The organism is Niallia endozanthoxylica (assembly GCF_008710145.1).
Classification (GTDB): Bacteria; Bacillota; Bacilli; order Bacillales; family Cytobacillaceae; genus Bacillus_BD; species Bacillus_BD endozanthoxylica.
This window is the reverse complement of record NZ_VYKL01000037.1, coordinates 194,950-209,981: the sequence shown is the minus strand read 5'-3', so window position 1 is coordinate 209,981 and position 15,032 is coordinate 194,950. Positions and strand designations below refer to the sequence as shown.

Here is a 15,032-nt window from a genome sequence, read left to right as displayed (position 1 = left end):
CTGCGTGACAGGCAGGCATTCTAACCAACTGAACTACCGGACCAAAAATATTACTATACATTAGATAGCTGTCTAGCTCCAGTGCCTAGCGGACTTCACATTCCTCCCTACGATAAGTCAACATCCAATCGCACTAGCGTGCTCTTGGTGTTTCCTTTATCTCGGTCCGGATGCTCCAGTCCATATGCCGCTGGGCAAAGCGCTTCCGCTTTTCTAATGACCCGTACGGGATTCGAACCCGTGTTACCGCCGTGAAAGGGCGGTGTCTTAACCGCTTGACCAACGGGCCATAATATAATAAATGGCGGAGAAGGAGGGATTTGAACCCTCGCGCCGCTCACGCGACCTACACCCTTAGCAGGGGCGCCTCTTCAGCCTCTTGAGTACTTCCCCATATGGCTCCGCAGGTAGGACTCGAACCTACGACCGATCGGTTAACAGCCGATAGCTCTACCACTGAGCTACTGCGGAATAATTTCTAAGTCTTTTTAGCTTGTCCTCATATCGACTCTTCATATTATAGTTACGTAAAATATAAAAGTCAATATTTTTTCATTCAAAAATTATATGAATAGGACTAACTCTTTGTTCGTTACAGGAACAAAAATATATCACCTTACTACAGTAAACGTCAACCGTCTTTAAAAATTAATTTCCCTCTGCAAATCCCACAAACATATTTTTTCGTATCTATCTTTCTTTTTCGTCTATATATCTGGTGACACCCATTGCAAATATACGTTATGATTTTTTGGTTCTTTTTGTTTACAGTGTTTTCTGGAAGTGAGGAACAGTACCTGGGGGCTCCTACTTTATCCAAGAGCAGCTTAAAATCCTTATCTCGATGCTTGTAACCCTTCCCCTCTAAATGCAAGTGATAGTGACACAATTCATGTTTGATAATACCGACTAGCTCATCCATCCCTAATTGCTGTAAATATTTTATATTCATTTCAATGTCATGGCTCTTCAATAAATATCGTCCGCCTGTCGTCTTCAGCCGAGCATTAAAAGTAGCTTGATGTCGAAAGGGTTTATGGAAATACTCCATTGAGATATCTTCCACGAGTTTTTGTAACTCTTGATTATCCACGTTACTTTCACAACTCCTTTTCATCATTAAGCACATGACAAACTATATCAGCATAGACTAATGATAATTAATAAGATTTTTGTCCGGGAGGTTATCAAATGCCTACTTGGTTTCAAAATCAAATCCAAAGAGCTTTTTATAATAAAAATAGATACCAAATTAAATTGTTAAATCAATGCTGGTTTATTTATAGAAAAAAACATTTTTAATGCTATTACAGGACTGTCCTGTTATTTGAAAAGAACCACATGTCAGAGTCCAGTGTCAATTATAAACATGGATGATTAAATGTGGAACTATTATCATATAAGACAGCCCTGTAAGACTACACATTTAAAAGGCTTAGCCTTCTGTTGGTGAAAGCATTGTTAAAGCTACTCTGCCTTTATTCAAATCAACTGAATCAACCCAAACAGTCACTACATCTCCCACAGACACAACATCAAGAGGATGCTTAACAAATTGACGGCTCAATTTTGATATATGGACAAGCCCATCTTGTTTGACACCGATATCTACAAAGGCACCAAAATCCACGACATTCCGGACTGTACCTTGCAGCTCCATCCCAGGCTTTAAATCTTCCAGCTTTAGAATATCCTTTTTCAAAAGCGGTGTAGGTAGTTCATCACGAGGATCTCTTTCTGGTCTTACTAACGCATCGACAATATCCTGAAGCGTTAACTCTCCAATTGTCATCTGTTCAGCTGTTTGTTTAATATCAATTGCAGCTAAAGCCTTTTTTAGCTCCTCTGTACCTAAATCTTCGGAGCTGAATCCAAGAGACTTAAGAAGCATTTCCACTGCATCATAGTTTTCCGGGTGTATAGGTGTTCGATCTAACGGTTCATTGCCATCTATGACTCTTAAAAATCCAATTGCCTGTTCATATGTTTTGGCACCTAAACGAGGAATTTTCTTTAATTGCTTCCTTGATGTAAATCGGCCTTCTTCCTCTCGCTTTTTCACAATATTGTTTGCCACTGTTTTTGACAGACCAGATACATATTGCAGCAGCGAAGGAGAAGCTGTATTTACATTCACCCCTACCTGGTTAACAACTGTTTCAACGACAAATGTAAGTGATTCATATAATTTCTTTTGTGAAACATCATGCTGGTACTGACCCACACCGACTGATTTTGGATCAATTTTCACCAATTCAGCGAGAGGATCCTGAAGACGTCTGGCAATGGAGACAGCACTTCTTTCCTCTACCTGATAATTAGGGAATTCTTCCCTGGCAATGTCAGAGGCAGAATATACACTTGCCCCGGCTTCATTTACGATTAGATAAAAAACCTCTTCAGGCAGTTCCTTTAATACATCTGCTACAAACTGCTCTGTTTCCCGAGAGGCTGTCCCATTCCCAATCGCTACCATTTCAACTTTGTAATCCTTCACGATTTTCACGAACTTTTCCTTCGCTTCTTTCGCCTTGGATACGGGCGGATGCGGATAAATTACCCCGATGGTTAACACTTTCCCTGTTTCATCGACAGCAGCCAACTTACATCCAGTACGGTAGGCCGGATCCACACCAAGGACTACTTTTCCTTTTAGCGGCGGCTGAAGCAATAAATTCCTCAGGTTTTCTGAAAAAATATGGATAGCCTGTTGCTCTGCTTTTTCCGTCAGTTCATTTCGAATATCTCTTTCGATAGAGGGTTGGATCAGCCGTTTATATCCATCTTCAATCGCCTCTGAAACAATAGGGGCTGCAATGGAACTTGTATCACGAATCCATCTTTTTTGTAGATACTTTACGATAAACTCTATATCTGGTTTTATATTTACACGTAAAATATCCTCTTTTTCCCCGCGATTCAATGCCAGGATTCGGTGAGGAACAATTTTGCTAACTGGCTCTTCATACGAATAATACATTTCGTATACTTTCTTCTCATCTTTTTCAGAGTCTTTTTCCGTTGATTCAACGATTCCCTTTTTGCTTGTTTCATTTCGAATCCATTTACGACTCTCTGCTTCGTCTGAGACCATTTCAGCAATAATGTCTTTGGCGCCTGCCAATACATCCTCAACTGTCATCACTTCTTTTTCATCCGAAAGGTATTTGCTTGCTTCTTCCTCTAATGACACGCCTTTAGGAAATGTCAATAACCACTCTGCAAACGGCTCTAAACCTTTTTCTTTCGCAATCGTTGCTTTTGTCCGTCTTTTTTGTTTATACGGGCGGTATAAATCCTCAACTTCCTGCAGTTTCACAGCCTTTACAATCTTTTGCTGCAATTCGGCTGTCAGTTTTCCTTGCTCTTCAATTAGCCTGACTACTTCCTCTTTACGTTGCTCCAGGTTTTGTATGTATTGCCATCTTTCCATAATGTCCCGTATCTGTACTTCATCCAAAGAACCAGTCTGTTCTTTCCGATAGCGGGCAATAAACGGGACAGTGTTCCCTTCATCAAGCATTGCTATTACATTTTTGATTTGTTTAACAGCAAGAGATTGTTCTGATGCTATTAACTGAAATAATTCCTCTTGCTTTTCTAGAGTATTTTCCAATCGCACAGCCTCCAATAATGAGTAATATATTTATTTTAACAAATTCTTACGCATGATACCCAGTGGTACCTTCATCTTTCAACGGACAAAATCCAACATGGTTATAGTCATAATAAAAACGCCCCTACAATTATAAGGACGTTTTTTGTATGATTTAAAATTCAATAAGACCTAAACTTATTTGCAGGGCTTCATTGACCTTATCCATCATTTCATCATCGAGATGAGTTATTTTATCGGTTAAGCGTTGCTTGTCAATAGTACGAATTTGCTCTAAAAGAATGACCGAATCTCGTTCAAAACCATAACGCTTCGCATCAATTTCAACATGTGTAGGCAGCTTCGCTTTTTGTATCTGTGCTGTGATTGCTGCAATTATTACTGTGGGACTAAACCGATTCCCGATGTCGTTTTGAATGACGAGTACAGGGCGCACCCCGCCTTGTTCTGAGCCAACAACTGGGGAAAGGTCCGCAAAATAAACGTCTCCACGTTTGACAATCAAGGGTTTACCCTCCGCTTACTAGACGTTCAACTGTGTGTTCTGCCTCATATTCCGCTTGAAATGCTTCAGATGCAATCGTCAAATTTATTTTGGCCATTTCCATATAGCCCCGTCTCATGGATTCACGAATATGTCTTTTCTTACGCTCACGTAAGTACATTTTCGTTGCTTGATAAATAAATTCACTACGATTTACATTTTCTTGTTTGACAAAACCGTCTAACTCACTTAATAGATGTTGCGGTAATTTTATCATAATCTCTGTCGTTACACTTGACTCAGACACAATTGTACACCTCCACCATCAATACACACCTATTCACTCTACCATTTTTTATAATATCATTAATTTTTATTAATGCAAAGACTATTCAAGGATTCTTCACTATTATCGTCCAAAAAAATAGCCTTTTATGCATTCATACGCATGTTTGACTACTTTATGTCGGTTATTTTATTTCTTTTCAATAAGCCTTGCTAGCAAACACTGTTTATAAAACTGATTTTTGACTCATCCGTGAGAAATGGACATTTCTCACGCCTTTCAGTAAAGGACTTTCAACTATCCAAAACTGCTGAATTAGAATAATCCGTTAACTACTTCAACGATTTGGCCTCCCTGAATGTATACGCGCGGGATTCGATTGGACATCATACAGGTAATTTCATAGTTTATCGTCTCTAATTCATCGGCTATCTCATTAACCGAGATAAATTCATTCCCTTGTCTGCCAATAAGGGTAACCTCCGTTCCCAGTGGCAAGTGATTTGGAAGCTTAATCATGGTTTGATCCATACAAATCCGGCCGGCAATCTGTACTCTTTTTCCATCGACTAATACTTCTTTTCCACGAAGCTTACGGATCCACCCATCTGCGTAGCCGATTGGCAGGGTTCCAATCCATTCAGGAGCTTTCGCTTCATAGGTCGCACCGTAGCCTACTTTCTCACCTGATTTTATTTCCTTCACATGAACTAATCTTGTCCTTAGAGAAAATGCCTCCTTGAGTGGATAAGGCAATTCCGTTTCAATCTCTCTTGAAGGACTTAATCCATACATAGAAATCCCTAAACGCACCCCGTTAAAATAGCTTTCTGGATAGCGAAAGGAGGCCGCAGAGTTGCTGGCATGAACTAATTCAGGACGCTGTTCAAAGCTTTCTAGCAGTTCATTAAAAGAAGCCAGCTGCTGGTTAAAATACGTCTTATCTGACTCATCGGCAGTAGCAAAATGCGTAAACACACCTTCTAAATAAAAACAAGAATTTTCTCTGATGGCGGATTCAACATCTTTAAGTTCTTCTTTCGTTTTTACACCAATCCTGCCCATTCCCGAATCAACCTTCATATGAAGCTTGACAGGTTTGCTTTCCTTTAAACACTCTTTAGCTTTGTCTATCCATTCCTTTTGAAAAACGGTCAATGTAATATCATATTCAGCAGCTAACGCAGCATTTTCCGGCCTACTCGTCCCAAGTACAAGCACCGGTTCTGTAAAACCTTTCTTTCGTAAAGCAATCGCTTCATCAAGGAGAGCAACGGCCGCGTAAGAAGCGCCGGCACTTATTGCCGTACGGGCAGCTTGAATGTCTCCGTGCCCATAAGCATTCGCTTTTACAACAGCAAATAAAACCACTTTTTCAGGTAAAATTTTTTTCAATGATTCCACATTATAATAAATGTTGTCAAGATTAATTTCTGCCCACGTATCACGATAAAACTGCTGAGCCCCCATTTGAATAATCCCCTCTTTTGTTGACTTATTTATCTGTATAATTTGATTATCGAGTTCTGCTAAGCACTTGTCAAATGGGTTTGACTAATAAACATTAACACGCTCTAATCGGTGAAATACCAAAGCTAACCGGCTAGTCAGACAATGAAAAAGGCCGACCCTTTATAAAGGTGTCAGACCCTGCAATACAATATCTAGCATAAACAAATAGATACCGATTATTCATTTATCTTTTATCATATTTGCAGGGGTCTAAACCCATTAGTCAGCCATTTGAGCTTATTTTACTGCATTGCCTTGAACTGTACGTGCAATTTCTACCATTTCTTCAGGTGTCAAATCATTAGAAGCAATCATATAATCTACACCATCATTCGTCCAGGTTAAACTATTATCAGTCAACGCTCCAATTGTAAACCCTAGGTCAACCAATTCACCTGTTACATTTGTCGGTCCAGCTGTAGCAGGCATGACCGATGTTTTCTCCTGCACTAATGTGAATGATTTATCTCCCTCATATGTGAGGACCACTCGTTTTCCGCTGTCTATTTTTACTTCCTTCTCACCTACTAAATGAACACCAGGAATATCTTCCGGGTACTTGACCGAGAATTCTTGATTCTCTAAATCCGCCATTACTGTTTTGTCAAGTTGGGCACCGGTCATATTCTTTTGGACATTAAAATCATTTTTATCAAAGCTGGCATTAAATTTCACATCAGAAAATTTAACAGTAACAAGCGCGTTATGGTCGGAATCCATCACCTTTACACTAATTGGGGCCAAGTTCTTTTTATTTAAGGTAATTTCCTGATAAGGAAGCATCTTATTGTTTTGATATCTTGTTTTCGTTTCAAATACATAATGCTCTTTTGTGCTAGTGAATTTTGCTTCTTTATCCTCCATAATATCTTTTACAAGCGACTCATATAAATAGGCTTGGCTGCTGTTTTGAGGCCAATCACTTTGGAACTTAAAACTTTTATTGAGAGCAGGAGTTAATACAAAGACACCTTCTTCATTGCGGAGAATCATTTGGTTTTGATCCTTTTGGGCATTCTTTAAGTCAACCCGGTAGAAATCAGGCTCCTTGTGCCAAACCTCTACATCATACGTATGCGGTTCTGTTCCCATCTGCAAGGTCATTTTTGCCTTTGCCTTATACCCGCCTAAATCCTCGAGCTTCGTATTTAAATCTTTAATGACATCCTCTTGAGTCTTCGTCCCACAGGCAGATAGTACAAGAACAGCCATGAGCCCTAAAGCCAACATGAACATCCTTTTCTTCATTCCTTCAACCCCTTTTGTCTCATTTCCATTACGTAGAAGGAGAGCTCAAAAAATGAACCTGGCCTTGTCTCTCCTATTGCACTATGAATATATGAGACAACCACTTATAATATGACGAACTCGAGGGAAGGAATTACAGAGCTTATTTATGAGCAAATATTTACTTTTCAATAATCACCTGTGCTGCTGCATATTCAGCGCTGTGAGTAATGGTAAGGTGGACTCCTTTCTGAAACGGTTTGCGGATATACGGCTTTCCTTTTTCATCATTCTCTATTTGGATATCCAGAAAGGAAAGGTTTTCGCCAATTCCTGTTCCAAATGCTTTGGCAAATGCCTCTTTGGCAGCAAAACGGCCTGCCAAATATTCAATTCTTCTTTTATCAGATAACTGCTCATAGGATTCCGTTTCAAAAGGTGTTAATATCCGATTCACAAATTTTGATTGACGCTCCACAATCTTTTTTATTCGCTGCAACTCAACAATATCTAAACCAATACCTGAAATCATTGTACATCTTCCTTCTCTCTTATCAAATTCGCTCCGTCGAATTTGTGCCCGGAAATTTATCGAGCTCGCTCGATAAATTTCCATTAAAAAATCCGAGGCATCCGCCGGAGGCTTAACTTCATTCAGCCGGGGTTTGAACTCCGTCTGAATCAGAGAGCCTTTTATATTTATCTCTCACTTATAGAAGTGGAGGACTTCTGCTGAATGAAGTTATAATTTGGTGCATAAAAAAATAGCATAGACAAGCAGCCATTAATCTATTTTGTTTTGATCTAAAAATAGCTGTGTTATGATTTATCCAAATACTTATTTTGGAGGGGTATATGTTTACAAGAACAGAAAGCTTTCAAGAATTTATTCGTTATTATCCGGTCGTTTCTGTGATTGTTTCTATTCATATTCTATTATACCTATTAACCTCTTTGCCAATCTTCCCCAACTCCACAATAATGCAGCAATTATCTGGGGTTAATTTTTATATTTGGCAAGGAGAAATTTGGAGACTAGTAACCCCAATCTTTTTACATAGCGGTTTTTCTCATGTGCTGTTTAACAGCTTTTCACTTGTTTTGTTTGGACCTGCATTAGAGAGGATTCTTGGGAGTTTACGATTTACTTGGATTTATTTAATTACGGGGATTTCCGCTAATGTCGCCACCTTGTTGATTGAGCCTGTAACCTATATCCATCTAGGTGCAAGCGGAGCTATTTTTGGATTATTTGGTATGTACATTAGTCTGAATGTGTTCCGTAAACATCTTTTATCTAAGGATAACAGACAGCTCATTACTACTATTGCGGTCATCAGTATTATCATGACCTTTTTCCAGCCAAATATAAACGTCATCTCCCACCTTTTCGGTTTCCTGTCCGGATTTTTGATTGGTGCATTATCATTAAGAAAACGTACCTAATCAAAGGTACGTTTTCTATTGATATCGATACCAATTATATATGGCAAGACCATCTTGTTCTTCAATGTCTACTACTTCACCGCCGGAAAGACCGACCCCCGAATCAACAGTTGCCTGAAGCGATCCAAGTGATTGTTTTTCTTGAAAAAGACTGCTAGTTAATGTCAGTGATTGAATTTTATTTTTTCTCATAAAAAATGTGTTCTTCACGATTCCCCGGTAGGTCAATGTAAGCTGCTGCTGATGTAAATTCCAGCCGGCATCCTTATATTTGAGATAGGACCAGAAAGCTGCGAACGGAAGCAGCAATAAGGATAAATAGCCCCATGGTCTGAAAAAAATCAAGGCCGCTGCAACAATAATCAATGGAAGCAGCATCCCTCGAACCATATACCGTTTCAACGCTCGTTTTGGGGCTGGAACCATCTTAGGAGTAAAGCAATAATCATGTAAAAATGGAGATAAAAGAGCAGCTATCTCTTTTTTCTTAATAAGCGGCAAAAGAAGAGTCCTTGAACTGTCTTTTTCAAGCGAACCCCCTGCAGTCTCTAAATAGACAGAGCAATATCCAAGCGGCTGCCTGACAATATTTTCACTTATTAGTATGCCTTGTATCCGTTTTAAGGGAATGGTAAGCTGTCTTTTTTCGAGCAGCCCTCTTGAAATGACTAAATCCTCTTCTACCTTTTTAACGGTAAACCCAGCATACTTAATCATCGTTCCAACAACAGCAATTATCCACGCGATTAGAAACAGCACGAAAAGAATGATGCTCACAAAAACAATTCCGGTAGAGATAAATCCCTGCAGCTCCTTAAATACTCTTTCATATGGTATTAATTCGTCGAATTGCAGGATAAAGGCAAGAGAGGCTGAAAGGACCACTCCTGCACCGCCGGACGTTGATGCTAGAAGCAGCAGTTGAGAAGGCTGCATCGTATATAAAGTTTCTTCTGACTCTTCGACTTCATTGTAAGGATCAGTCTGACCTCTTTTTACTGACGTCAATATCTCTTGGATAGCTATAGCATCCTGTTTCTTAATGGCTGTCAGCACTGCTTCAGCATTATTTAATCCGCTTGAACCTGCTGTTTCTACTTTCACTTTAACAAGACCAAAGGGACGCTGCAGAATCCCTTCTGAAAAATCAAGACTCTGAATCCTTTCAAATGGAATATATCGTTTTTTTCTCACAAATAAGCCTGATTCAATTCTTAGCTCCCCTTCTTCTACACGATACGTGAACCGAAGCCAAGATAAAATGCCGCCGATTAGCGATAAAAGAACAAAAGCAGCAGCGATGATAGACTGCCAAAAGTCAAAACCAGGACCTTTCCCGCCAAATAGAAAGATAAAAATAAAAGGAACAATAAATTCCTTCAATGACTTTAGAAAATTAATAACACTTGTAATGGGATGAAGCCGTTTTGGTTCAGACATCTTCATCAGCCACCCTTGCTAGCCTTGAAATGGATACTCTCATTTCTTCTGCTTCTGAAAGCTCTAATGCAGGTATTTCATGAGTGGTTGCAGCCGTTGAAACCGTCACGGAGGCTAATTTATATTTTCGCAGAAGCGGCCCCTGAGCGGTGTCCACATGCTGCACACGAACCATCGGGACAAGCGTACGTTTGATAACAAACAGCCCGTGCTGTAATTCTATTTCCTGTTCACGAACTTCATAGCGCCATCGTTTCCATCGAAGAGAAGGAAATAGTACAACAAAAAAATAAATGGATAAAACAAATAAAAGGATAGCAGCCGCACAAATCCAAATCGGCCACTCAAAAATAATAGTCAGCGTTGTCAGGCCTCCAGCTAATAATAAGAAAAAGAAGGAATAAAAGGCCCCGGATATGCGCCACACCTTTAACGCTCTTTCTGAAATCCTGTTTTTCGGTTCCGATATCATTATTTCTCCCCCTGAACTCACAAATCACAATCTCTTTTATTAGTATGTACGTTTTTACCTTCCATTTAGTTTCAATATAAAGCAAAGGTGTCAGGCACCGCATATGGACAAATAGGAATACTTTGTCTTTTTGCGGTGCCTGACACCTTTCTATCTCTTATTTATAGCTGTTTGATTTTGACTTATATTGTGAGTTATTTGGACGTTTGCCGCCATGGCTGTGACCTTGACGTGACTTCATTGGTGTTCGCTTACGGTTATTAGAATCATATCCTCGTTTACGGTCATCAAATTTACGATCACGCTTAACAGGCAGCGGCTTTTCTTCTGTTAATTTTACCGGCGTTGTATCAGGCTCTTTTGTCAGCATTTTCAATACTGCCGCTACAACGGTAGAAGCATCATGTTCTTCCAACAGTTCATCTGCAGCCTGCTTATAGTAAGAAAGGTTATTTCCATCAATCGTTTGAATGATTTTTTCCATTGCCGCTTTTTGCTGGCCTTCTAAAGCCTCATCCAATGTTGGAGGCTCCATGCGCTCCATTTTCTTTCTTGTTGTTTTTTCCACAACATGAAGGTAAGACTTTTCCCTTGGAGTAATAAAGGTCATTGCAACGCCAGCTTTTCCGGCACGACCTGTTCTTCCAATCCGATGAACATAGCTTTCGGGATCTTGCGGAATATCGAAGTTATACACATGAGTAACCCCGGAAATATCTAAGCCGCGGGCTGCCACATCGGTAGCCACAAGGACATCAATGGAACCTTCTTTAAACTTCCTTAATACGGATAACCGCTTTGCCTGACTCAAGTCACCATGAATTCCTTCCGCATTATAGCCGCGAAGATTCAACGCTTCGGAAAGCTCATCAACACGTCTTTTTGTACGTCCAAAGATGATGGCTAATTCTGGTGATTGGATATCTAACAGTCTTGTAAGGACGTCAAACTTTCCTTTTTCCTGAATTTCAATATAATATTGTTCAATCAAAGATACAGTGACTTCTTTTGTTTTCACACGCACGATTTGCGGGTCCTTCATAAATCGCTCGGCCATACGCTGAATCGGTGCAGGCATCGTTGCTGAGAATAGCAATGTTTGATGGTCTTCTGGAATTTTTGCCAGGATTGCTTCAATATCCTCGATGAATCCCATGTTCAGCATTTCATCTGCTTCATCCAAAATCACAGTCCGCACATTATCAAGCTTCAGTGTATTCCGATTGATATGGTCAAGCAAACGACCAGGTGTACCAACAATAATATGAGGAGGTCTTTTTAACGCACGAATTTGTCTGTTAATATCCTGCCCGCCGTAGATAGAAAGGACACGTGCTCTTTTTCCGTATCCAATTTTGTACAGCTCCTCTGAAACCTGAATCGCAAGCTCCCTTGTTGGGGCAATAACGATTCCCTGAATGATATCCTTTGTGTAGTCAATTGTATCAATCATCGGAACGCCAAATGCTGTTGTTTTTCCCGTACCTGTTTGTGCTTGACCAATTAAATCCTTGTTAGCTAAACCCAATGGAATCGTTTCAGCTTGAATTGGAGTAGCCTCCTCAAATCCCATTCTCTTTAAAGATTTTAATGTAGCCGGACTAATATTCAGTTCTTCAAATTTTGTCAATTTTTCCAATCTCCTTTAATTGTAACAAAATAGTCTATAAAAAGTGGCTAGTGTGGTTTTCTCCCGAGCCAAATTCCTGCGGAGATCTATCTATTTTAAATTCGCCCCGTCAAATCAGCGCCCAAATTTTTATGACGCATCAAAACGCCACAGTTGCATGTCTAGCCTGACTAGGACATCCGGTCCATCGTCGATACTTGCTTAATACATTTAACTTAAAAATTCAAGGCTCGCCGGAGGCTTAACTTCATTCAACAGGGCTTAAGCCCCGCTCAAAAGGAGAACTTTTTACATTCTCCAGCTTTTATAAAATTGGATGACTTTTGCTGAATGAAGTTAACGCAGCAATACATACAAAGCCAGCATAGTGTTGTACGCACCATTTAGTATGGAGGAATCCTTATGTTGAAGAGCCGAACGAATAGATACACGGCCGGCTTGTGGAGGAAGACTTCGTAACTTTGTTGGGGGTGGAATTAGCGTATCGATAATATTTAAACAACTCATTCTAAGCTGTTCCGTCCTCCGCTTCCTTCATACAAAAAGTGAAAAAAAGACATTCTCCAAATGGAGTAATGTCTGGGTTCGAAAGAAATTCTCTCATTGGCACTTTGATGGTAATTTTACCAGTAATTCCACCCATTTGCAACTGTGATAAATAGCTAATAGAAAGCGTTTGATGAGCAGTATATGCAAAAAAGAAAATTACTTTACTCCAGCTTTTAAAAAATAAAGAATATTTTCAAATAGATTATCTCTTTCGTCACTATGACAAATCAAATGCTTTGAATTCTTTAAATAAAAGAGCTTCTTTGAAGACGATCCTATCGTGCTGTATAAATACTGCGCTGCTTTCGGTGGTACAACACCATCCACTTCACCTTGGGCAATAAAGGTGGGAACGCTTATTTGAGGCACTAACGGTCTAATCGAATAAACAAGCTTTCGAAATTGCAGTGTTGCTGCTAAAGGGGTTTCCTTTAATTTTCGTTTATAACGTAAAAAAAGCTCATTTTCATTGAGTTTTCCTTGATACAAGTCTTTTACCATCATGCCCATGTCGATGGCAAGCTGTTTGGGATTTACATAGTAAGCTGCTGCACTTAATAGAACTAGCTTTTCTACCGGAAAATGAACAGCCAAATAACTGGCAATCATGCCCCCCATTGAAAAACCTACAACATACACCTGATCACAGGTTTGAAGTAATTTCTCAAGCTCTTGTTCAGCATGCTTAATCCACTGATTATATTGAATTCCTTTTAGATTTAAGGAATCTCCATGTCCCGGTAATGTCGGCACAGCCAGTTTCCAATCTGTATGCTTATTTAAAAAGTGAACGAGCGGTTCAATCTCAGATGGGGCACCCGTAAAACCATGAATACATAAACAGCCAATCATGCCATAACCACCGCCAATATTATAGAATGAAAAATTCCTTTTCTATTTTCTCGCATTCCCACGGTTGTTACTCGTGGGAAATAATGAAAAACGGAAAATCAAAGACCTTGCAAGCAACAAGGTCTTCGTATTTACTCTATTAAAGCATTCACTACTTCTTCAAGTTTCATGCCTCTAGAGGCTTTCACTAGAACAAGTGTCTCTTCATTCGTACAGTTTTTCAACCTTTCAATTAGTGCTGGCTTATCAGTGAAAGAAAATACTCTTTCCGCTGTGAATATACTCCGGGCTCCAGCCGCTATTTCTTCGCCTAACCGGCCAAATGTAAATACATAATCAACCTTTTCCGGATTGATATATTTCCCCATTTCAAAATGAAATTCATTTTCTTTTTCACCCAGCTCCAGCATATCACCGAGCACAAGTATTTTTCTTTCATAATCAGGAAGATTAGAAACTAAATCAACGGCTACCTTCATTGACGTCGGGCTGGCATTATACGCATCATTAATGATCTTTTCGCCATTTTTCCCCTCTACCAGTTCCATTCTCATATTGGTTAATTTCAAGCCTGCAAAACCATTATTCATTTCATGAAACGGAATCTGAAAAAATTGCGCCGCAAGCATCGCACTAAGTGCATTTAATACATTGTGGCCGCCAAGCACTGGCAGAGAAAATTCAGTTTCTTCTCCATTAATTTTAAACGTACTGCCATTCTGATTCGTTTCTAATTCAACAGGATATAAATCATTGGTGCTAAGACGGCCAAATGTCTTAATTTCCGCACTTCCTGTGTAATTAGACATACCTTCGCTCAGCAATAACTCATCACCTAAGTAAATAATTAAACCGTTCTTCTTCAATCCCTCAATGATTTCCATCTTTGCCGCTGCAATCGCTTCTCTTGAACCTAAATCCTGCAGATGAGATTCTCCGATATTGGTAATAATGGCTACATCAGGGCGTGCCAGCTTTGATAGAAACTCAATTTCTCCTCTGCCGCTCATTCCCATTTCGAGAACAGCTATATCTGTATCCTCATAAAGAGAAAGAATCGTAAGCGGCATTCCAATATGATTATTATAGTTTCCTTCTGTTTTTTGCACCTTATATTTTAATGACAGTAAATTTGCTGTCATATCCTTCACGGTTGTTTTCCCATTACTTCCGGTAATCCCGACTACTTTTACATCCAGCTCATTGCGATAGTTTCGTGATAGTTCCTGCAAAGCTGTAAGGGTATCCTCAACAACAATAATAGGCAGGTTTGCGGGAGGATTTGGAACGTCCTTTTGCCAAAGGGTGGCGGCCGCTCCCTTTTTTAAAGCATCCTCAACAAAACGATGGCCATCAGAGTGCTCCCCTTTAAAAGGAATAAATAAATTTCCTGGTGCTATTTTTCGAGAATCAATGGACACCCCATCAATGGATACGTCTTGAAAGGCTGCTAGATCATTCTCGACCTTAATCATCTTCTGTATCTGGTGTACTGTTCTTCTAATCATTGGCCCCTCC

The 15,032-nt window shown here is 39.7% G+C and carries 15 protein-coding genes and 3 tRNA genes; 2 read left to right on the top strand and 16 right to left on the bottom strand.

The features are described from left to right. Positions 1-217: 217 nt before the first annotated feature. The 4 genes from F4V44_RS21825 to F4V44_RS21810 form a co-directional block, all read right to left on the bottom strand. Positions 218-289: transfer RNA gene (locus F4V44_RS21825), tRNA-Glu, on the bottom strand. A gap of 13 nt (positions 290-302) precedes the next feature. Continuing rightward, positions 303-393: transfer RNA gene (locus F4V44_RS21820), tRNA-Ser, on the bottom strand. Between the two features lie 3 nt (positions 394-396). Next, positions 397-471 (bottom strand) — tRNA-Asn (locus tag F4V44_RS21815). Positions 472-631: 160 nt separating this feature from the next. After that, entirely contained in the window at positions 632-1,093 is a 462-nt protein-coding gene (locus tag F4V44_RS21810; RefSeq protein ID WP_150442118.1) for a SprT family protein, read from the bottom strand. Between the two features lie 98 nt (positions 1,094-1,191). On the opposite strand from F4V44_RS21810, the gene cmpA reads away from it, so the two are divergent. Next, positions 1,192-1,302: a cortex morphogenetic protein CmpA gene (gene cmpA / locus F4V44_RS21805; protein WP_150442117.1), complete on the top strand. Its 111-nt coding sequence runs from the start codon at positions 1,192-1,194 to the stop codon at positions 1,300-1,302. Positions 1,303-1,435: 133 nt separating this feature from the next. Here cmpA and F4V44_RS21800 read toward each other — a convergent pair whose 3' ends face one another. From F4V44_RS21800 to acpS, 6 genes are all read right to left on the bottom strand, one after another. After that, a complete protein-coding gene (locus tag F4V44_RS21800; protein WP_150442116.1) occupies positions 1,436-3,616 on the bottom strand; it encodes a Tex family protein in 2,181 nt (726 codons plus the stop codon). Positions 3,617-3,770: 154 nt separating this feature from the next. Further along, a complete protein-coding gene (ndoA, locus tag F4V44_RS21795; RefSeq protein ID WP_150442115.1) occupies positions 3,771-4,121 on the bottom strand; it encodes a type II toxin-antitoxin system endoribonuclease NdoA in 351 nt (116 codons plus the stop codon). A gap of 4 nt (positions 4,122-4,125) precedes the next feature. Continuing rightward, positions 4,126-4,407: a CopG family ribbon-helix-helix protein gene (locus F4V44_RS21790; protein ID WP_150442114.1), complete on the bottom strand. Its 282-nt coding sequence runs from the start codon at positions 4,405-4,407 to the stop codon at positions 4,126-4,128. A 294-nt stretch (positions 4,408-4,701) separates the two neighbouring features. Further along, positions 4,702-5,856, bottom strand: a complete 1,155-nt coding sequence (alr, locus tag F4V44_RS21785) for an alanine racemase (protein WP_150442113.1) — start codon at positions 5,854-5,856, stop codon at positions 4,702-4,704. Positions 5,857-6,135: 279 nt separating this feature from the next. After that, the gene (locus F4V44_RS21780) at positions 6,136-7,146 is read right to left on the bottom strand and encodes a LolA family protein (protein WP_150442112.1); all 1,011 of its coding nucleotides are present in this window, start codon (positions 7,144-7,146) and stop codon (positions 6,136-6,138) included. Positions 7,147-7,306: 160 nt separating this feature from the next. After that, entirely contained in the window at positions 7,307-7,657 is a 351-nt protein-coding gene (gene acpS / locus F4V44_RS21775; protein WP_150442111.1) for a holo-ACP synthase, read from the bottom strand. A 323-nt stretch (positions 7,658-7,980) separates the two neighbouring features. Between acpS and F4V44_RS21770 the strand changes: the two genes are divergently transcribed. Further along, the gene (locus tag F4V44_RS21770) at positions 7,981-8,571 is read left to right on the top strand and encodes a rhomboid family intramembrane serine protease (protein WP_150442110.1); all 591 of its coding nucleotides are present in this window, start codon (positions 7,981-7,983) and stop codon (positions 8,569-8,571) included. A gap of 15 nt (positions 8,572-8,586) precedes the next feature. On the opposite strand, the gene F4V44_RS21765 is transcribed toward F4V44_RS21770, so the two are convergent. The 6 genes from F4V44_RS21765 to F4V44_RS21745 form a co-directional block, all read right to left on the bottom strand. Continuing rightward, entirely contained in the window at positions 8,587-10,011 is a 1,425-nt protein-coding gene (locus F4V44_RS21765; RefSeq protein WP_150442109.1) for a PH domain-containing protein, read from the bottom strand. Beyond that, a complete protein-coding gene (locus F4V44_RS21760; protein WP_150442108.1) occupies positions 10,004-10,483 on the bottom strand; it encodes a PH domain-containing protein in 480 nt (159 codons plus the stop codon). Before F4V44_RS21760 ends, F4V44_RS21765 begins: the two co-directional genes overlap by 8 nt. A gap of 157 nt (positions 10,484-10,640) precedes the next feature. After that, positions 10,641-12,113, bottom strand: a complete 1,473-nt coding sequence (locus F4V44_RS21755) for a DEAD/DEAH box helicase (protein WP_150442107.1) — start codon at positions 12,111-12,113, stop codon at positions 10,641-10,643. Positions 12,114-12,449: 336 nt separating this feature from the next. Beyond that, entirely contained in the window at positions 12,450-12,620 is a 171-nt protein-coding gene (locus F4V44_RS27580) for a hypothetical protein (RefSeq protein ID WP_191090802.1), read from the bottom strand. A gap of 198 nt (positions 12,621-12,818) precedes the next feature. Then, positions 12,819-13,514: an alpha/beta hydrolase gene (locus tag F4V44_RS21750; RefSeq protein ID WP_150442106.1), complete on the bottom strand. Its 696-nt coding sequence runs from the start codon at positions 13,512-13,514 to the stop codon at positions 12,819-12,821. A 131-nt stretch (positions 13,515-13,645) separates the two neighbouring features. After that, positions 13,646-15,022, bottom strand: coding sequence for a UDP-N-acetylmuramoyl-tripeptide--D-alanyl-D-alanine ligase (locus tag F4V44_RS21745; protein WP_150442105.1), 1,377 nt, complete (start codon positions 15,020-15,022; stop codon positions 13,646-13,648). Between the last annotated feature and the right edge of the window lie 10 nt (positions 15,023-15,032).